The sequence below is a fragment of the Rhodoferax sp. genome (genome assembly GCF_039922535.1).
Taxonomy (GTDB): Bacteria; Pseudomonadota; Gammaproteobacteria; order Burkholderiales; family Burkholderiaceae_C; genus Rhodoferax_B.
The window spans coordinates 1-18,821 of record NZ_JBDTEM010000492.1; the positions used below are offsets into that span (position 1 = coordinate 1).

Genomic DNA, 18,821 nt, shown 5'->3' on the forward strand with positions numbered 1-18,821 from the left:
TTGAACAGGCGGCCATCCTCGCCGCGCTCCAGCCAGCCCGCGCCTAACGCCATGCCGGTGTGCCGGGCCAGCTGTGCGATATGGATGATCGAGGGGCCATCGACCGGCTCGGCCAAGGCTTCCAGCGCGGCCACATCCAGCTTGCGCACATGCCAGTAGCCGCTGATGCACATCTCGGGAAATACCAGCAGCTGCACTTGTTGGGCGCTGGCCTGCTGGGCAAACTGGTCAATCTGGGCCAGGTTATAGGCCTTGTCATTGGCGCGGTGCTGAAACTGGACGGTCGCGGCACGCAGCGGAGCGAGGGGCATGGGGATTCTCCAAGGGGGTCAATGCCGCCATTGGGCCTCGCGCCCATCCATTTGTAAAATGAAAATATGTACCACTTTGAATAACCATTTGGAATGGAAATCAAACTCCTGCGCGCGTTTGTCTGTGTGGCCGATGCCGGGCATTTCGGGCGCGCCGCCGACCAGTTGTGTGTGACCCAGCCCGCCCTGAGCAAGCAGATTGCCGCGCTGGAGGCCGCGCTGGGCGGGCGCTTGCTGGAGCGGGGGCGCTACGGCGCGCTGCTGACACCGCTGGGCAGCCGGTTTTTGGTGGATGCCCGCCAATTGGTGCAGCAGGCCGAAGACATGCTGCTGCGGGCCCAGCAGTTCATCCGCGGGGAGCGTGGCAGCTTGCGTGTGGGGTTTGGCCTCTCGACCCTGGCGCTGGCACCCGCGTGCATCGCGCAGTTTTGCGCCGAATATCCGCAGGTGGAGGTGAGCCTGAACGACATGCCGTCCGCAGAGCAAACCCGCCAATTACAAGCCGGCCAGCTGGATGCTGGTTTTGTGCGCCTACCGGTACCGGCGGGCCTGGCCAGCCTGCCGCTGCTGGACGAGCAACTGGCGCTGGCCGTCCCCGCGCACAGCCTTTGGACTGCCTTGCCCGAAGACCTGGAGGCCCTGAACCAGACCGGCTTCGTGCTGTTGGCCCGGGCGCGCGGGCCGGGCCTGGCGGCGCAAATCGACCAGTGGGGCGCGGCACACGCCTGGGCGCCCCGCTGCACCCAGCAGGCCGACGATGTGCAAACCGTGCTGGCTATCGTGGCCGCAGGCCTCGGCCTATCTCTGCTACCGTTGCGCAGCGCCGACCTGCAAAGCCAGGGCGTGCGCTTTCTGCCGTTGGACGGCCGCGCTGCCCGCTGGCAGGTCGGGTTGGCCTGGCAGGCGGCAGCAGGCAGTGCCGGTGCCAACCCGGTGGTGGCGCGCTTTGTGGGTGTAGTACAGGCCGAAATTTATAAGAAATAGCCCGCCAGCGCAGGCAGCACCTGCGCTAGCAGCTACGATTTAAGTAGCAACATGCTGCCTGCGCTTCAGATGCTTGCGCAGCCACAGCAGCAAGTCGTCCACATACGTAAACACCACCGGAATCACCAGCAGGCTAAGCACCGTGGACGTGATCAGCCCGCCGATCACCACGATGGCCATCGGGCCGCGGAAGCTCGGGTCGGTGCCGATGCCCAGCGCGATCGGCAGCATGCCGGCGACCATGGCAATGGTGGTCATCAGGATGGGCTGGGCGCGCTTGTGGCAGGCATCGACCAGCGCCTCGTAGCGGCCCATGCCTTGCTGGTGGTAGGCCACCACGGCGTATTCGACCAGCAAGATCGAGTTCTTGGTGACGATGCCCATCAGCATCAGCAGGCCGATCACCGACGACATCGAGAAGCCGCTACCAGTCACCAGCAGCGCCATCAGCGCGCCGCCAATCGACAAGGGCAGGGCGGCCAAAATCGTGGCGGGCTGCATGAAGTCGTGGAACAGCAGCACCAGCACCGCGTAGATGCACAAGATGCCGACCAGCATCGCGCCACCAAAGCTGGTGAACAGCTCGGCCATGCGCTGCGCGTCGCCGGTGGCGATTTGTTGCACGCCGCTGGGCAGGTTTTTGATGCTCGGCAGGGCTTGCACCATCTTGTTGACATCGCCGGTGCTCAGGCTGCCCAGCTCGATGCTCAGCGTGACATTGCGCATGCGGTCCAGCCGGGCCACTTGCGACGGGCCGCCGCCCAGCGACAGATCGGCCACGGCGGCCAGCGGCACGGCGGCAGTGCGGCCGTCTACCCGCAGCTGGCCGATGGCCTCCAGGTTGGCGCGCAAGCTGTCGTCAAAGCGCACGCGGATGGCGATCTGGCGTTGCGGCAGGTTGAATTTGGCCAGGTTGGTGGCGTAGTCGCCGTAGGTGGCGATGCGCACCACGCTGGCCAGCGCATCGGTGGTCACGCCCTGTTCGGCCATGCGCACCGGGTCGGGCCGCACATGGATTTCAGGCCGCTGCAGGCTGGAGCTGTCGGTGATGTTGCCGATGCCTTGGAGGGTGCGCAGGTCTTTGACCACCGCCGCCGTGGCCTGGTTCAGTGCCACCGCATCGTCGCTGGCCAGGGTGATGTCCAGCGACTGGCCGTTGCCCATGCCCATTACGCCGACGCGGGTGCCGGGCAGGGCGCGCAGGGCCTGGCGGATGGCGTTTTCCATGTCCGATTGGGACCGCGCGCGGGCCGTGCGTGGTGTCAGGCTGACGGTCAGCGAGGCCTCGTTGACGGTGCTGCTGCTGGCATCGCTGGTGGTGTCGCCGATGACGGTAAACACCTGCGTCACCTCGGGCATTTGGGCAATCAGTGCCTGGGCCTGCACGGCGGCGGTGCGGGTTTGGTCCAGCGTGCTGCCGGGCGGCAGCTTCAGCGAGATGGTGGTCTGGGCGTTGTCCGATGCGTTGATGAACGAGGTGGACAGCAAAGGCACCAGGCTCACCGAGCCGATGAAAAACAGCCCCGCCAGCACCACGGTAATGAGCCGGTGGGTTTGGCACCAGTGCACCATGGCCAGGTAGCGGCGCATGATAGGGCCGTCTTTTTCCTCGTGCGGCGGGCTGGGCTTGAGGATGTAGGCTGCCATCATCGGCGTCAGCAGCCGGGCCACCAGCAGCGATGCCAGCACCGCCACCGAGCAGGTGATGCCAAACTGGCGGAAGAACTTGCCCGGTATGCCGCTCATGAAGGCCGTGGGCAAAAACACCGCCACCAGGGTGAAGGTGGTGGCAATCACCGCCATGCCGATTTCGTCGGCCGCCTCCATCGCTGCCTGCTTGGGGCTTTTGCCCATGCGCAGGTGGCGCACGATGTTTTCCACCTCCACGATGGCATCGTCCACCAGCACGCCCACCACCAGCGACAGGCTCAGCAGCGTGATCAGGTTCAGCGAATAGCCCAGCAGGTGCATCACGATGAAGGTCGGGATGATGGACAGCGGCAGCGCCACGGCAGACACAAAGGTGGCCCGCCAGTCGCGCAAAAACAGCCACACCACGATGATGGCCAGCACCGCGCCCTCGTACAGCAGGTGCATGGAGCCGTCGTAATTCTCTTGCGTGGGGGTGACGGTTTCGACCACCTCGGTGAGCTGCACCTGTGGGTGGTTGGCGGTAAAGGTTTTGACCGCGGCGCGCACTGCCGCTGCCACCGAAACCTCGCTGCTGCCGATCTGGCGCGTCACCTGGAAGCCGACCACCGGCTTGCCGTTCAGCGCGGCAAAGGCAAAGCGCTCCTCAGAGGTGTCGGATACCGTGGCAATCTGGTCCAGCCGCACGCTGGTTTGGGTTGCGGTGGCGGTGGTGACCGGAATCGCCAGCGCCGCTAACTGGTCCGGCTGGTCCAGCCGCCCCAGCGTGCGCACCGACTGGGTGCCGCCACCCAGCGTGCCGCGCCCGCCCGAGGCATCGGTCTGCACCGCCTTGATTTGGGTGGATACGCTGCCCGCAGTCACACCCAGGCCGGCCATGCGTGCTGGGTCCAGGGTGACGTGCATTTCACGTTCCAGCCCGCCGATGCGGGTGATGCCGCCCACGCCCTTCACTGAGAGCAGGGCCTTGCTGATGTCGTTGTCGACAAACCAGGACAGGTCGGACTCGCTCAGGTGCTTGGCGGCCACGGTGTAGGTCAGCAGCGCGCCGCTGGAGCGGGTGAGTTTGGAGACCACCGGCGCGGCCATTTCGGTGGGCAGATCGGCACGGGCGCTGTCCACGGCGTTGCGCACCTCGTTCAGCGCGACCTCGCTGTCTTTGTCGATATCGAAGCTGACGCTGATGCTGGCCGCGCCGTCGGTGATGGTGGTGGTGACGTGGTCGACCCCGGCAATCGAGGCCAGCTTGTCCTCGATCTTGCGGGCCACCTCGGTTTCCAGCTGCGCGGGGGCTGCGCCTTCCAGCGATGCCGACACCACGATGGTCGGCAGGTCCAGGTCGGGAAAATTCTGGATGCCCAGCTTGTGCAGGCCAAACAGCCCGGCCCCGGTGAGGATGATGAACAGCAGGATTGCCGGAACCGGGTTGCGTATCGACCAACTCGAAACGTTCATGGAGTCCCCTTGCTTGCCTGCGCTTTGGCTTCGGTCCACTGCACCGGGTCACCGTCTTTGAGGAAAGCCCCGCCGCTCAGCACCAGCTGGGCCTGCGCGGTGATGCCGCTGCTGATCTCCACGCGCTCGCCCACGCGCCGCCCGGTCTGTACCTGGCGCTGGGCCACTTTGCTGGCTCCGTCTTTTTCAAACACATAGCTGTTGCCGTCGCGCAGCACCACGGCGCTGCTGGGCACGGTGAGGGCCGGGGCCTGGCCGGTGTCGATTTCGCCGCGCACGTACATGCCCGCGCTGGCGGCGCTGCCCACGGGCAGGTCCACGTAGGCCAGGCCGTTGCGGGTGCCGCTGTCCAACGTGGGGCCGACCAGGCGCAGGCGGCCTGCCACCTGGCTGCCGTCGGGCAGGGTGATCTTGGCGGTTTGGCCGGGTTTCAGGCTGCTGATCTGCTGGCCGGTGACCTCGGCGCGCCACTCGACGCGGCGCTGGCGTACCAGCTGGAACAGCTCGGTGCCGGAGGCCACCACATTGCCCAGCGTGGCGCTGCGGCTGGAGATGATGCCGTCGTCCACCGCCAAAATACGCGTGTGGCCCAGCTTGATGCGCTGGCTGTCCAACGTGGCTACGGCGGCATCCAGGCTGGCCTGGGCAGTTTGCTCGGCAATCAGGTACGAGGTGACCTGCTGGTCCGACAGGGCACCGCTGTCGCGCACCACCCGGCTGCGGTCGGCCTCGGCCTTGGCCTGGGCCAGCTTGGCGCGGGCCTGGGCCACGGCGGCTTGCTGCGAGCGCAGGTCGGCCTGCAGGCTGTCGTCGTTCATGCGCGCCAGCAACTGGCCGCGCTTGACCACGCTGCCCACGTCCACCAGTACCTCGGCCAGGCGCAGCCCGGCTTCCTCGCTGGCGATGCTGGCGGTTTGCCAGGCGAACAGTCCGCCGGACAGTTGCAGGCTGCGGCCCCAGGTGGCTTGCTGGGGGGTGACGGCGCTGACGGTCAGGCCGGTGCTGGCGGCAGGGGCCACCGTAGCGGCGGGCGTGGCTGGGGCGGTGCGGGATTTGGCCACCCACACGCCGCCGATCACCACCAGCAGCACGGCGGCTGCGATCAGGCTGATTTTTGCTAATTTCACTTCGTCTCTCCAAGGGATGCCGACCAGCCGCCACCCACAGCTTTGTACAAGGCAATGCCGTACAGCAACTGGTCGCGCTGCACGGTGATCAGGGTTTGCTCGGCCGCAATCGCGTTGCGCCGGGCCAGCTCCAGGTTCAGCAGGCTGTCGCCACCGGCGCGCCAGTTGGCTTCTACCGCGGTGGCGTAGCGGCGGTAGCCGTCGGCGCTGCGGCGCACATCGGCGGTACGGCGCTCGGCGCTGTCTTGCTGCACCAGGTTTTGCTCGACCTCTTGCACGGCGGTGCGCACCGCCTGCTGGTAGGTCGCCAGCGCCAGGTCGTAGGCGGCCCGGGCACTGTCCACCGCCGCGCGTTTGGCCCCGCCATTCAGCAGCGGCAGCGACAGGCTGGGGCCAAAGGACCAGGGCGTGGTGTCCACCCCCGCCGTGCGGCTGCTGGACAGCGAACCTGCCAGCGACAGGCGCGGATAGCGGTCGGCCTCGGCCACGCCGATCTGGGCGCTGGCGGCGGCCAGGGCACGCTCGGCCGACACCAGATCGGGTCGCTGGCTGAGCAGGTCTACCGGCAAGCTGCTGACCTGGAAGCCGCTGGGCGTGGGCAACCGGGGTGTTGGTGTGGCCAACTGCTGGCGCAGTGCCGGTTCGGCCAAGCCGGTGAGCGCTACCAGGGCCTTGACGGTCACATCGCACTCGGCCTGCTGGGCGATGGCACTGGCCGAGGCGCTGGCGGCGCTGGCATCGGCCAGGGCGGCATCGGCGCGGGCCGTCATGCCGGCCTGCAGCGAGCGCTGGGTGATGTTGGCCGTGGCCTGGCTGGACAGCGCGTTTTGTTGCACGGTTTGCAGCGTCATTTGGCAGGCGCGGTAGGTCACGTAGTCGGTGGCCACCTCGGCGGCCAGCGAGACGCGGGCATCGTGCCAGTCGGCCTGGCGGGCCTGCAGCAGCGCATCGGCGGATTCGGCCGCGCGGCGCACGCTGCCAAACAGGTCGATCTCCCAGCTGGCATCCAGCCCGCCGGTCACGCTGGTCTGTGCCGAGCCTAGGGTGTTGCTGCGCGTGGCCGATGCCGCGCCGCTGACCACCGGCTGGCCGGATGCCCGTGCCGTGGTGGCGCTGGCGCGGGCCGAGGCGATGTTGGCCGTGGCTTTTTGCAGCGACGGGTTGCTGGCCTCGGATGCTTGCAGCAGGGCGGTAAGTGCGGGGTCGTTGAAGCGCTGCCACCAGGCCAGCAGCTGGCCCGTGTCGCCCGCATGCGGCAGTGCCGCTTGCCACTGGCTGGGCACGGCAAGTTGCGGGGCGGCGGGGGGCTGGTAGCTGGGGCCGACGGCGGCGCAGGCCGACAGCAGGGTGCAGAGCAATAGCGGCAGTGTGGTGCGGTGGGGAAGCAAGGGCGGTGACGGCATGGAGGGTGGGTGTGGCTAGGCGTAAAACCGCTATGTAAAGTCCAAGAATACGTTACCAACAATAAGCATTTGTATCTGCCATATTGCGTAATAAATAGGCTGCTGACGCAGGTGGAGTCTGCGCAAGCAGCTACTTTTTTTATAGTGTTTAAAAGCGGTAGTTGGCAAATACGCCGAAGCTGTTTTGTGACTTCTCTTCGGTGACCGGGCTGTCGGCGGCATCGCCACGCAGGCTGCTGGCGGTGAAGCGCGCACCCAGGCCCCATTGCTGGGTCAGCTGGTAGTTCGCCCCCAGGTTAAAGCTGACCGTATTCAGGCCTGCCTTGGCCGTATAGCGGGCCAGGCCGGAACGGGCGCTTTGGGCGGCATCCACCCCAAAGAAGGTCTGCGTGTACTTGCCGTCTGCCCAGGTCAGGCCGGGGCCTGCGGTGAGCATCAGCTTGGGCATGGGGCTGTAGCGGGCTTCGAAGTCCACGGAGACGCGGGTGCCCTGGTTTTTGCCGCCGATATCGGTCAGCACATTGCCGCCCACCTTCCACCAGGCATCGCTGTAGCTGGCAAACACGGTGCCCAGGGCGGTTGCGTCAATGTCGCCCAGGCCCGCCAGGCGGGGCGAGTCCGATTCCTTGCGCGGCTTGTCTAGGTTGCCACCCAGGCCCACGCCCAAGCGCCAGTGGGCGTCTTGCACCAGGTACGCGCCGATACCGGCTGGAACACCCGCGCCGGGTACACCGCCGATGAAGTAGCGGCCGTAGTTGGCACCCAAGATGGGCAGGACCGAGGTTTTACTATCGCCGCTGCCAGGGTATTTGGGCTGGCTGATGAGCCCTAAACCGGCCGAGAACTTCCAGCTATCGGATAGGTTGGGCGCGTCCTGGGCCAAGGCGCTGTTGCCGGTGGCGGCCCAGACGGTGGAGGCAAGCAAAAGACCGGCGTAGCCGCGAAACAAAGGGGTGCACATGGCTTGTCTTTCAATGGTTGGTAGAGGAAAAGGGGTGGTTGGTTTCCAGCTGGAACAAGCTGCCTTTGGGGACATCACCCAGGCGTAGCTGCCAGCCGTGGGCGACGGCAATCTCCTGGCAAATCGACAGGCCCAGGCCCGCGCCTTGCGGCACGGCCGCGCCCAGGTGGGGGCCGCGCCAGAAGCGTTCGAACAGGTGGGGCCGGTGTTCGGCGGCGATGCCGGGGCCTTCGTCGCGCACGTTCAGACCAGATTCGTCCAACGACAGGGTCACGACACCACCAGGGGCCGAGTGCTGGATGGCGTTTTCCAGCAGATTTTTCAGCAGCGTAAACAGCGCGCCCTTGTCGCCCTGCCAGTGCACGGCTTGCTCGGGCAGGCCCAGGTCCAGCTGCACCATGCTGCGGTCGGCCAGGCGTGATAGAAAAGCCAGCACCGCCACCGCCACATCGGTGGCATTGATCGTTTCAAACTTGTAGTTGGCGGCCTCGCTGGCTTCGGCCAGGTGCAGCAACTGGTGCACCTGGCGGGCCATCACGTCAATGTCCATCAGCAGGGTCTCGCGGTCGGCCGTGCCCTCCAGCTCGATCTGGCCGCGCATCAGGGCCAGCGGGGTTTTTAGTTCGTGGGCGGCGGCCCCCAGAAATTGCTGCTGCACCTGAAAGCCTTTTTCCAGCCGCTCCAGCGCCTGGTTGAAGGCCTGGATCAACGGCACCAGCTCCGTCGGCACACGGTCGATGGGCAAGCGGGCCGACAGGTTGCGGGTGTCGATGTGCGCTGCCGCCTCGGAGGTGTCGCGCAGCGGGCGCAGCAGGCTTTTTAGCGCCAGCAGCATCAGCCCGATCAGCACCGGTATCGACACCAGCAGCGCCAGTACCAGGCTGCCGCGCACCGGGTTGCGGGCCGTCAGTTGGGCCAGTGCAATGATGCGTTCGCTGGCGACGGCTTCCAGGTAGTAGGGCGGGCTGGCTGGCAGGTCTTCCAGTCGCACCGTGGCCAGTTGCACCGCCGCACCATTGACCTGTAAATCGACGGAGCCCACCTTGGGCGTGCGCTGAAAGTCGACCGGCAGCAACTGCTCGCCTGGGTGCACGCGCAGCGCCGTCCGGCCCTGTGCGTCCACCACCCGGAACTCGATGTCACGCGGAAACGCGTCGTAGAACCATTGCAGCTCCGCGGGCTGCGGAATGCGGCTGGGGAGGCCGTCGGCGTTCCGCTCCACACGGTCGGCGACCTTGGAGGCGACGTCTTGCAGCATGCGGTGGCGCGCGGTCCAGTCGTCCTGCCAGGCAAATAGGAAGATGAAGACGCTGCTGAGCACCGCGACCACGATCAACACGCCCACGGCATAGGCCGCCAGCAAGCGCCCGCGCAGGCTGTGCAACCAGCTATGCCTCGGCCAGCGCATAGCCGTGCCCACGGGTATTGCCGATGCGGACCACTGAACCAATCGCCAACAGCTTGCGGCGCAGCCGGTGCAGGGCCACGTCCAGCGCATTGGGCGTGACGGCTTCGCTCAGGCCCCAAGCGGCCAGCTCTAGCGCGGTGCGGCGCACGGTTTGGCCACCGGCACGGACCAGCACCAGCATGATTTGCATCTCGGCCGGTGCCAGTGTGATGACCTCGTGACCGCACACCAGCATGCCGCCGTCGGGCCGCACCGCGATGTCGGCAAAGCTGTCGATGGCGTTCAGCCGTTGCGCTGGGCGGCGCGTCAGGGCGCGCACCCGGGCCACCAGTTCCTCCATTGCGAAAGGCTTGGTCAGGTAGTCGTCGGCACCCGACTCCAGGCCGTCCACGCGGTCGTGCAGCGCATCGCGGGCGGTCAGCACCAGGCAGGGCGTGGACAGGCGGGCCTGCCGCAGGCGGCGTACCAGGTCGATGCCGTCGCCGTCGGGCAAGCCACGGTCTATGACCGCTGCCTCGTAGTCGCCATCGCGCAGCGCCGCCCAGGCAGTGTCGATACGGCCAAAGGTATCCACCGGAATGCCTACCTCGGCCAGCGCCTTACCCACCATCTGGGCCAGGCGTTCATGGTCTTCGACAAGTGCGATGCGGCCCATGGTGTCAGGCTACCCGGTGGGGCAGAAAAGAAGGGAGGTGTTTTAGACGCTGCATGGGCACCATTGTGCGGAAGCCTGTCTTACTGCCAACTTTCTGCTGCCAAGATTCTGGCGGCGGCCGGGCCACCATGGCCCGACTGAAAATGGAAGTATTTTAGGGCCCCAGCGCATATAAGGCCTGCACAAAAAGCTATTGAATAAATAGCAGATGTGGCCGCTTCTCTAATCGATCAATTGCCCACCATCGTGGAAGGGATACGGCCCGGCAAAGCGACCGCTGGTTACTAGGTGGCTGACCAGTTGGCCGCTGTCGCTCAGTGCATGCAACGCGAAGCCGGGCGGCTCCAGGGTCCAGGCCGAGGCCGCGTCGGGTGCCAGATCCAGGCACACCTGGTGCGCGGGCGAGGGCACGGTCATGGCGATGCTGCCGCCAAAACGCACCTGGATGCTGCGGTGCAGGTGGCCGCAAATGATGCGCTCCACATTCGGGTGCTGGGCCACCAGTGCTTCCAGCTCGGCCGCGCCTTGCAGCAGGCCGATCTGGTCCATGTGGCCGATCAGTGTGGCGAACGGCGGGTGGTGCATGGCGATGACCACCGGGCGGTTGCGGTGTTGGTCCAGCGTATCGGCCAGCCACTGCAGGCGTTCGGCGCACAGGCTGCCATGGCTGGAGCCGGGCACGACCGTGTCGAGAGCCACCAGCTGCAAGTCTCCAACCGCCACGCTGAATTGCATATAGCCGCTGTCGCCGAGATAGGCATGGCGGGGGAAGCTGGCGCGCAGCTGCGTGCGGTCGTCGTGGTTGCCGGGCATCAGATACACCGGCATGCTCAGGCGGGCCAGCAGGCCGTGCAGATGGGCGTATTCGGCGGCACGGCCAAAGTCGGTCAGGTCGCCGGTGATGACCACCGCATCCGGCTGCTGGGGCAGGCGCAGGATGGTGTCTACCGCCTGTTGCAGAAAGGGCGCGGTGTCCAGCCGACCATAGGCCAGGCGGCCGGGTTCGCGGATGTGCAGGTCGGAGAGTTGCAGCAGCAGTGTGGTCATGTGTTTTCCTCGCATGACATCAGGCGCTCGGGGGCGATGCGGATGCCCACGGTGTCACCCACCTGGGCCGGGTGGTCGCGTAGCACTTCGGCCTGCAGCAGCGCCTGGTCGGCCAGCGCCAGCGTGAGCTGCACCCTGTCGCCGAGGAAGCTGCGGCGCTGCACCACGGCCTGGCCGGCGCCAGCCTGCACCGGGCCGATCTCAATGTCTTCCGGGCGCACCAGCAGCGTGCTTTGGCCCGCCCGGGCCGGTGGGCATTCCAGCAGCAGACCACCGAGCGGTAGCAGATTGCGCATCAGCGCCGGGGTGTCGCGGCGCAAAGTATTCACCCGGCCCAGAAATGCCGCCACAAACGGGTGCCCAGGCCGGCGGTACAGCGTCTCGCCATCGCCCACCTGCACGATGCGGCCGGCCTGCATCACGGCCAGGCGGTCGGCAATGGCCAGCGCTTCTTGCTGGTCGTGGGTGACGTGGATGGCGGTGATGTGCAGGCGGCGCAGCAGCTCGGCCAGCTCGTCGCGCAGCGACTCTTTCAGCTTGGCGTCGAGTGCGGTCAGCGGCTCGTCCAGCAGCAGCACGCGCGGGCGCACCGCCACGGCGCGGGCCAGGGCCACGCGCTGGCGCTGGCCGCCGGACAGCTCGGCCGGGCGCTTGTGCTCCAGGCCATGCAGACGTACCAAGTCCACCAGCTCGCCGACCACGCGGCGCTCCTCGGCCTTGGGCGTGCCGCGTATGCGCAGGCCGTAGCCGATATTGGCGGCCACCGACATCTGCGGAAACAGCGCGTAGTGCTGGAACACCATGCCGATGCCGCGCCGTTCAATCGGCAGCGCGGTCACGTCCTCGCCGCCAAACAGAATGCGGCTGCCCGCGTCTGGCGTTTCCAGCCCGGCGATCAGGCGCAGCAAGGTAGTTTTGCCGCAGCCGGACGGGCCCAGCAGCGCCAGCACTTCGCCGGGCTCGATCGCCAGTGTGGTCGGCTGCAGGCCGCGTGTGCCGTCGGCATAGGTTTTGGCGCAGTCAATCACATCGACGCGCGTGCGTTCAAGTTCCATGGTTTTTCTCTATTAAATGTCCCAGCCACTGCAGGCCCCAGAGCACGGGCAGGATGACCAGTAAAAAGACCAGCGTGTAGGCCGAGCCGATCTCGATGCGCATCGATGCATAGCTGTCGGCCAGGCCCACCGGCAGGGTGCGCGTCAGCGGGGTGTGCAGCATCCAGGTCAGGTTGAATTCGCCGACCGACAGGGTGAACACCATCAGGCTGCCAGCCACGATGGCGGGCAGCACGGCGGGCACCAGCACGCCCATGAAGCGCTGGGCAAAACTGGCACCCAGCGAGCGGGCGGCTTCCTCCAGCGCCAGCAGCTCGTGGCGGCGGAAAGCCGCGCCCACGGTGCGCACCATGAAGGGCAGGGTGAACACCAGGTGCCCGACCAGGATGAAGGCAAAGCTCTGGCGAAACTCGCGCAGCTGGCCGTAGGCCAATATCAGCGCCAGCGCGGTGGCCAAGCCGGGTACGGCCACCGGCAGGGTCAGCAGTTCTTCAAACAGCCGAGCCCAGCGCGAGCGGCTGCGTGCCAGCGCATAAGCGCAGGGCACACCCATCAGCAGGCAGCCCAGCACGCTCAGCAAGGCCAACAGCAGCGATGCGGCGACCGTGCCGCCATAGGTGTCCAGCACCTCGCTGATCCAGCGCAGCGTCAGCCCGCTGGCCAGCCCGGTGCTGTAGTTGTTGACCAGCCCGGCAAGTACCGACAAGGCGATGGGCGCGACCATGAAGACGCTGACCAGCCCGGTCAGCACCAGCAGCAGGGTGGGGAGTTGTTTGGCGTTTTTCATTCAAGCTCCTGCGGCCGCTGGCCCGGCTGCATGCCGCGCCAGGAACAGGCTCAGCCAGGTGATCAGGCCCAGCGTGATCGACAGGCTGGCGGCCAGCGCGAAGTTGGCGTAGTTGGTGAATTCGTTGTACAGCGTGATCGGCAGCACTTCAAACTTGCTGGCCAGCGTGAAGGCCGTGCCAAAAGCGCCCATGGCTGTTGCAAAAACGATAGCACCACACGCAAGCGTTGTCTGCGCCAGCTCAGGAATCCATACATCTCTGGCAACCCGCCAGCGGGACGCGCCCAGGGAGCGCGCGGCTTCTTCCAGCTGTAAATCCATAGCGCTGGCCGCAGCCGTGTAGCTGGCAATGGCGCGCGGCAGCGAGAAGTACAGATAACCCAGGAACAGCCCGGTCAGCCCATAGGCAAAAGTGGTGCGGCCCAGGCCCAGCCACTCGGTCAGGTCGGCCACCAGGCCCTGGCGGCCACCCAGCAAAATGATGAAGAAACCAATGATCACGCCGGGGAAGGACAGCGGCAGGGTCAGCAGCGACAGCAGCAGCGGCTTGCCAGCAAAGCGCTGGCGTGCCAGCGTGATGCCGACCAGGCCGCCGAGCAGCAGCGTGGCCAGCGTCACCACCAGCGCCAGGCCCAGCGTGTTCAGCAGGCTGTGCAGGTAGCGGCCGTCGGTCAGCACGGCGAAGTAGGTGGCCCAGCCTTTTTCCGCCGGCAGCGCGAACAGGCGCACCACCGGCAGCAGCCAAAAGGCGGCGAAGAAGGCCACGGCCGGCGCCGCGCAGGCGCCCAGCAGGCGGGATGGGGAAGACATGCGAAGCGCCTCTGTGCAGACTTACTGCACGTCTTTCAGGTAGCGGTCCGAGAAGCCCTTTTGCACGGCGGCCATCTTGGCGTAGTCCACGGTTTTGGCGCGGGCGTATTCGCTGGCGGGCAGGAAGCGGGCCTGGATTTCTTTAGGCATCGCATTCGCGCGCACCGGGCGCAAATAGGCATTCGCCCAGATGGCCTGGCCTTCGTCGGACAGCACAAAGTCCAGCACCTTGTGGGCGTTGTCGGCATGCGGCGCGTTGGCCACCTGGCTCATCACGTAGGGGACGACCAGCGTGCCTTCAGCGGGGATGACGAACTGCACATTTGCCTTGTCTTTGTACTTGGCGCGGTAGGCGTTGAAGTCGTAGTCCAGCAGGATGGCGATCTCACCCGACAGCACGCGGGCATAGGCGGTTTGCTTGGGCACGATGGGTTCGTTCTTTTGCAGCGCCTTGAAGTAGTCGATGCCGGGGCCGAAGTTGTCCAGCGTGCCGCCGCGCGCCTGGTTCATCGCCACCGCACCCACATAGCCGACAAAGGCCGAGGCCGGGTCCAGGTAGCCGATCAGGCCTTTGTACTCGGGCTTGAGCAGGTCGGCCCACGACTGCGGCACGGGCTTGCCCTTGAGCGCATCGACATTCACCATGAAGCCCATGGTGCCGGAATGGATGGTGAACCAGTGGCCTTGCGGGTCTTTCAAACCGTCAGGAATATCGGCCCAGCCAGCCGGTTTGTAGGCGCTGATGACGCCTTCTTTTTGCGCCTGGATGGCGAAGGTCACGCCCAGGTAGGTCACGTCGGCCACCGGGCTGGCTTTCTCGGCCACCAGTTGCGCCAGGGATTGGCCGGAGTTCTTGTTGTCCGGCGGCACGGTCACGCCGGTCTTGGCCTTGATGGCCTTCATTTGGCTGGCCCAGTCGGCCCATTCGGGCGGGCAGTTGTAGCAGATGGCGTTTTGCGCCATGGCGCTGGCACCGGCCAGGCCGATGGCCAAGAGGGCGGCGCGCGCCAGGATTTGGAAAGGTTTACGCATAAAAACTCCGTTGAAGAAAGAAAGGGTGGGAGGGACGTAGCTTCTTGTTATGACTGCAGCACCGGGGCACAGGACTCCCCGGTGCGAAAACCATGGGCTAGCAGCACGCTGGCGCTGGGGTCTACCGACCGGCCGTCTGCCAGGGCATGCACCAGCAACTCCACGCTGCGGCGACCGATATCGGTGTTGGGCTGGGTGATGGTGCTGAGCATGGGCGTGAGGTCTTCGCCCAGCGCAATGCCGTCAAAGCCGGTAATGCTGATGTCTTGCGGCACGCGCAGGCCGGCCAGGTGCGCGGCGCGGATGCTGCGTATCGCCAGCAAGTCGTTAGAGCACACCAGCGCCGTGGTGTGGGGGCTGGCCTGCAGCCGGGCGCGGATGTCTTGCATGGCGGTTTCGACAAACGGTACCTCAAGCCACTGCGTGCCATCCAGCCCCAGCGCGGCCATGCCTGCCGTAAAGCCCCGGTGCCGCTGCTGCGCGCGATCCGACGCCGCCAACTGGCCGCTGATGAGGGTGATGTGCTGGTGCCCCAGCGCGGCCAGCCGTGCCACCACCTCGTGCACGGCCTGTTCGTTGTTTACCGACACGCAGGGGTGGGCCGGGTGCCGGTTATAGGCCAGCACATAGGGCAACTCTGCCGCGCGCAGCCGGGCCAGCGCGGTGGAGGTGGCCGGGTTGGACACCACCAGCACCATGCCGTCTACATTGCCCGCCAGCAGCTGCTGAACGGCCCGTTCTTCTGCTTCCAGCTGGTAGTTGGTGGTGATGGGCAGCATGGCGTAGCCCGCAGCGCTGGCGGCCTTGGCAATGCCGTCCAGGCATTCGGCAAACACCGGGTTCAGCAGGGTAGGCAGCACCACGCCAATCACCCGGCTGCGCTGGGTGCGCAGGCTGCGCGCGCTAGCGTTCGGCAGGTAGCCCAGCAGCTTGCTGGCGTGCAGCACCCGGGCGCGCGTCTCGGCATTCACCTTGTCCGGCAGGTTGAATACCCGCGACACGGTGGCCATAGACACACCGGCTTGCGTCGCTACTTCTCGGATGCTCATGGAATGAAATGGGTCTGTGTGAAAACGATTTCATTAGATGGGCTGTACGTGACGAAGTGATGACAAGCGGGCAGATGCTGGCGTAAAAAAGCCCGCTGAAGCGGGCTGTGCCAAGGCAGGGGTAGGGCCTGGCAGCTTGCCAGGCTCAGAGCATCGAACGGAACGCAGGGCGCGCGGGTGGGTTGACGATAAAAACCTCCAACCAGCACCGGTGCCCAGGCCGGGGCAAGGGATCAGGCGTCGCGGAACTTCATGAAGTCCTGGCCCCAGGCATTGACGTCGTACTCTTGCACCCGCTGCTGCAAGGTCGCCATACGAAATGCGCTTTCTTGGGGCTCCAGATTCAACGCGGTCAATATTCCCTGAATCAGGCTGTTCTCGTCATAGGGATTGGTCAGTACTGCGCCCTTCAGTTCGACCGCTGCGCCAGCAAACTCCGACAGCACCAAGCTACCCAGTGTGTTGGAGGCAGCTTTGGCGGACACGTATTCCTTGCAGACCAGGTTCAGGCCGTCGCGCAAGGGCGTGATCCAGGCGATGTCGGCCGCGACGTAGAACGCCACCAGTTCCTCAAACGGCATGGAGCGGTAGAAGTAGCGAACGGGTGTCCAGCCCAGGCGCGAAAATCGACCATTGATGCGGCCCACCACCTGGTCCACTTTTTCACGCGTAGCTTCGTAGATCTCCATGCCGGGAGCGGCAGGCGTCACGATATTCAGCATGATGACCTTCTCGTGCCATTCTGGATGTTTTTCCAAAAACTTTTCGTAGGCCAGCATTTTCTCAATAGGGCCCTTGACATAATCCAGACGCTCCACCGAGAAAATAATTTTCCGGCCGTTGGCTTCCTGCAAGAGATTGTCTACCAGTTTCTGGGTAGATGGTTCTTCGTAAATTCGCTTAATCTTGGAATTATCGATGCCCACCGGATGGGCACCCACGCCCACCACGCCATAAGAGGTCTGTATTTTGCGTGTCATTTCTTCGACACCCAACGCACAGCCGTAGGTCAGGTAGGTTGGGGCGCACAGTTCTTTTTCCAAAATTTGGGCGGATACATTGGAGCGCACAACATCGACAAAATTCTCTACATAGCGAGGAATATGGAAACCCACATAATCGCATTTCAATAGGCTGGCAATAATTTGCCCTTTCCATGGCAGTATGTTGAAGATATCTGCGCCGGGGAATGCCGTGTGGTGGAAAAAAGCAATCTTCAAGTCGGGACGTAAATCGCGCAGATACGCAGGGGTCATCCATAGGTTGTAGTCGTGAATCCAAATGGTGGCACCAAAAGCGGCTACGGTTGCCGTGCGTTCTGCAAACAAGCGATTAATTTCACAAAAATGCAGCCAATGCTCTTCAATGAAAGTGGCTCTTTCTGGGAACGAGAAAATAATTGGCCAGAAGGCCTCTTTGGAGAATTGCTTATAGAAAATATTGACGTCATGCGGGGTGAGCGCCACGCGAGAAGCCATCAGATGGGGGTATTTCTCGGGGTCTACTGGCACGTCAACTTCAAAACCCTTGGGGTTTCGGCTGTCGCGCTGCGACCAGGCCACCCAGGCGCCCTTCTTGCCTTCGGCAAAGAAGCCCAGCAGAGTCGGTAGGATGCCGTTCGGGCTTTTGGGCGATTGGCGCACGTACGCATCGCCTTCTTTCACCTCATCAAACGGCTGCCGGTGGTAAACAATCACCAGATCCGCGTCGCCGTACAGAGCCTCCTGGCTTTCGCCTAAGCCACCTAATGCATGGCTGAACCCATGGTGGTGCATGGCTTCCAAAATACCGTTAGGACCTACTTTTTCCGCCAAATAAATCTTCGGTGGCGTAGCGGTTTTATTGATGGCCTCGACTGCCTGTTTTAATCTTGGCTCTGCGTTGTGCACAGCTACACCGCGGTAGCCCGTGCGCATGAGCGATAAGTCATTCAAGGTGTCGCCTGCGACCAGTACATTTTCTTGGGGCAATCCTTCCGAGGCCAGCAGCGAAATCAAAGTGCTGCCCTTGGAAACACCCAAGGGTAAGAAATCCAGGTATTTACCGGCAGAGGTTAATACGGCCAATCCGAGATCATTGGCAATTTCTTCCAATTCGCTCACTATCTCGGGATCTTCGTAGAAGAAAGAGCAGCGCCGCTCTTGGGGCACTTCTTGAAGCTGCAGGCCTTTAATGCCCATAACGCTATTAACTATTTTTTCCCGCCCAGGCCATTTTTCGGCAATTTCATTTTGTATGGGCATGACCGGGGTATAAGAGTCCCCTTGTTTCTTTAATATCGTCGCACCCACGTCCGCAATAATGTAGTCTGGTTTCGGCAGTGAGGGGTCATCCAGCAACGGCATAATACTTTCATGGCCACGACCGGTGGTATAGATGAGTATTATTTGTTTTTGATTGTCTTTGATGAACTTGTAAAGATCGGTAGATTCGTTGTGCGTTTCTGGAAACAGGAATGTTCCGTCAATATCAGTGGCTAAAATTAATTTATTGTCTGAATGCATCGCTTGTCCTTTTGTATGGGTGTTAAAAAAGGAGCGCTATGTTCAATGCCTTGTGCAGTACGTTGGGAGGCATGCAAAAACGTAAAAACGGCTCCGGCGAATAACGGGCAACTTCTGCGCTGTATGCCGTCATTTAAGCCATCAGTGTGCCGCTTTGAGTGCACTTGATTGGGACTTACCCTGCCATTATAAAATAGTTACATTTTTTAATATGAAATTAACATTTTCTACAAAAATAGGCATTTGTAGCACTTAAATGGGCCATCTATATTGAGATGATTGGCAAGTATTTACAGTAATGAATTTAAACAAAAATAGCTGCTAACGCAGATGCAGCCTGCGGTAGCAGCTATTATTTAAGTAGCGTGGTGGGCTAATTGGCGCGTTTTATTTCCCGCGCCGCACCCGCAGCAGCTCGTCCAGGATCAGGCTGATGGCCCCGATGGTGATGGCGGCATCGGCCAGGTTGAACGCGGCGAAGTGCATGCCGCGCCAGTGGAAGTCTAAAAAATCCACCACGTAGCTGTGCAGCAGCCGGTCCACCACGTTGCCAATCGCACCGCCCAAAATGCATGCCATGGCA

16 protein-coding genes are annotated in these 18,821 nt (G+C 63.8%); 1 reads left to right on the forward strand and 15 read right to left on the reverse strand.

The annotated features are described in order from the left end of the window. Positions 1–311: nitrilase-related carbon-nitrogen hydrolase (locus tag ABI213_RS22950; protein WP_348028835.1), on the reverse strand; the 311-nt coding region annotated here is incomplete at its 3' end. Between the two features lie 93 nt (positions 312–404). On the opposite strand from ABI213_RS22950, the gene ABI213_RS22955 reads away from it, so the two are divergent. Continuing rightward, entirely contained in the window at positions 405–1,295 is an 891-nt protein-coding gene (locus ABI213_RS22955) for a LysR family transcriptional regulator (protein ID WP_348008139.1), read from the forward strand. Positions 1,296–1,334: 39 nt separating this feature from the next. Here the strand turns inward: ABI213_RS22955 and ABI213_RS22960 are convergent, their stop codons facing one another. The 14 genes from ABI213_RS22960 to lspA all read right to left on the reverse strand — a co-directional run. Continuing rightward, a complete protein-coding gene (locus ABI213_RS22960; protein WP_348028837.1) occupies positions 1,335–4,400 on the reverse strand; it encodes an efflux RND transporter permease subunit in 3,066 nt (1,021 codons plus the stop codon). Beyond that, on the reverse strand, positions 4,397–5,527 hold the full coding sequence (locus ABI213_RS22965; RefSeq protein WP_348008141.1) for an efflux RND transporter periplasmic adaptor subunit: 1,131 nt from the start codon (positions 5,525–5,527) through the stop codon (positions 4,397–4,399). The genes ABI213_RS22960 and ABI213_RS22965 overlap by 4 nt, the downstream gene beginning before the upstream one ends. Further along, positions 5,524–6,930: an efflux transporter outer membrane subunit gene (locus ABI213_RS22970; RefSeq protein ID WP_348008142.1), complete on the reverse strand. Its 1,407-nt coding sequence runs from the start codon at positions 6,928–6,930 to the stop codon at positions 5,524–5,526. Before ABI213_RS22970 ends, ABI213_RS22965 begins: the two co-directional genes overlap by 4 nt. Positions 6,931–7,078: 148 nt before the next feature. Continuing rightward, complete coding sequence (locus ABI213_RS22975) at positions 7,079–7,891, reverse strand: MipA/OmpV family protein (protein WP_348008143.1); 813 nt, start codon at positions 7,889–7,891, stop codon at positions 7,079–7,081. 10 nt (positions 7,892–7,901) lie between these two features. Continuing rightward, positions 7,902–9,275 carry an ATP-binding protein gene (locus ABI213_RS22980; protein WP_348008144.1) on the reverse strand — a complete coding sequence of 458 codons (1,374 nt, stop codon included), beginning with the start codon at positions 9,273–9,275 and terminating at the stop codon, positions 7,902–7,904. 4 nt (positions 9,276–9,279) lie between these two features. Continuing rightward, positions 9,280–9,954, reverse strand: a complete 675-nt coding sequence (locus tag ABI213_RS22985) for a response regulator transcription factor (protein WP_348008145.1) — start codon at positions 9,952–9,954, stop codon at positions 9,280–9,282. A 222-nt stretch (positions 9,955–10,176) separates the two neighbouring features. Further along, a complete protein-coding gene (locus tag ABI213_RS22990) occupies positions 10,177–11,001 on the reverse strand; it encodes a phosphodiesterase (protein ID WP_348008146.1) in 825 nt (274 codons plus the stop codon). Next, positions 10,998–12,056 (reverse strand): ABC transporter ATP-binding protein, encoded by a 1,059-nt coding sequence (locus ABI213_RS22995; RefSeq protein WP_348008147.1) that lies wholly within the window; start codon positions 12,054–12,056, stop codon positions 10,998–11,000. The genes ABI213_RS22990 and ABI213_RS22995 overlap by 4 nt, the downstream gene beginning before the upstream one ends. Continuing rightward, a complete protein-coding gene (locus tag ABI213_RS23000) occupies positions 12,046–12,843 on the reverse strand; it encodes an ABC transporter permease subunit (protein ID WP_348008148.1) in 798 nt (265 codons plus the stop codon). Before ABI213_RS23000 ends, ABI213_RS22995 begins: the two co-directional genes overlap by 11 nt. Continuing rightward, positions 12,844–13,653, reverse strand: a complete 810-nt coding sequence (locus tag ABI213_RS23005; RefSeq protein WP_348028839.1) for an ABC transporter permease subunit — start codon at positions 13,651–13,653, stop codon at positions 12,844–12,846. Between the two features lie 21 nt (positions 13,654–13,674). After that, positions 13,675–14,685, reverse strand: a complete 1,011-nt coding sequence (locus tag ABI213_RS23010) for an ABC transporter substrate-binding protein (RefSeq protein ID WP_348028841.1) — start codon at positions 14,683–14,685, stop codon at positions 13,675–13,677. Between the two features lie 47 nt (positions 14,686–14,732). After that, on the reverse strand, positions 14,733–15,734 hold the full coding sequence (locus tag ABI213_RS23015; protein ID WP_348004882.1) for a LacI family DNA-binding transcriptional regulator: 1,002 nt from the start codon (positions 15,732–15,734) through the stop codon (positions 14,733–14,735). A gap of 233 nt (positions 15,735–15,967) precedes the next feature. Beyond that, on the reverse strand, positions 15,968–18,238 hold the full coding sequence (gene ggpS, locus ABI213_RS23020) for a glucosylglycerol-phosphate synthase (RefSeq protein WP_348004883.1): 2,271 nt from the start codon (positions 18,236–18,238) through the stop codon (positions 15,968–15,970). A gap of 387 nt (positions 18,239–18,625) precedes the next feature. After that, positions 18,626–18,821 (reverse strand): signal peptidase II (gene lspA, locus ABI213_RS23025; protein WP_348028843.1); only part of this gene is annotated, 196 nt, incomplete at its 5' end.

Excerpts from the sequence above, each read along its gene's own strand:
- ABI213_RS23015 (WP_348004882.1), bottom strand. The coding sequence starts at position 15,734 with ATGAGCATCCGAGAAGTAGCGACGCAAGCCGGTGTGTCTATGGCCACC.
- ABI213_RS22970 (WP_348008142.1), bottom strand. The coding sequence starts at position 6,930 with ATGCCGTCACCGCCCTTGCTTCCCCACCGCACCACACTGCCGCTATTG.
- ABI213_RS23005 (WP_348028839.1), bottom strand. The coding sequence starts at position 13,653 with ATGTCTTCCCCATCCCGCCTGCTGGGCGCCTGCGCGGCGCCGGCCGTG.
- ggpS (WP_348004883.1), bottom strand. The coding sequence starts at position 18,238 with ATGCATTCAGACAATAAATTAATTTTAGCCACTGATATTGACGGAACA.
- ABI213_RS22975 (WP_348008143.1), bottom strand. The coding sequence starts at position 7,891 with ATGTGCACCCCTTTGTTTCGCGGCTACGCCGGTCTTTTGCTTGCCTCC.
- ABI213_RS22955 (WP_348008139.1), top strand. The coding sequence starts at position 405 with ATGGAAATCAAACTCCTGCGCGCGTTTGTCTGTGTGGCCGATGCCGGG.
- ABI213_RS22995 (WP_348008147.1), bottom strand. The coding sequence starts at position 12,056 with ATGGAACTTGAACGCACGCGCGTCGATGTGATTGACTGCGCCAAAACC.
- ABI213_RS22960 (WP_348028837.1), bottom strand. The coding sequence starts at position 4,400 with ATGAACGTTTCGAGTTGGTCGATACGCAACCCGGTTCCGGCAATCCTG.
- ABI213_RS22985 (WP_348008145.1), bottom strand. The coding sequence starts at position 9,954 with ATGGGCCGCATCGCACTTGTCGAAGACCATGAACGCCTGGCCCAGATG.
- ABI213_RS23010 (WP_348028841.1), bottom strand. The coding sequence starts at position 14,685 with ATGCGTAAACCTTTCCAAATCCTGGCGCGCGCCGCCCTCTTGGCCATC.
- ABI213_RS23000 (WP_348008148.1), bottom strand. The coding sequence starts at position 12,843 with ATGAAAAACGCCAAACAACTCCCCACCCTGCTGCTGGTGCTGACCGGG.
- ABI213_RS22990 (WP_348008146.1), bottom strand. The coding sequence starts at position 11,001 with ATGACCACACTGCTGCTGCAACTCTCCGACCTGCACATCCGCGAACCC.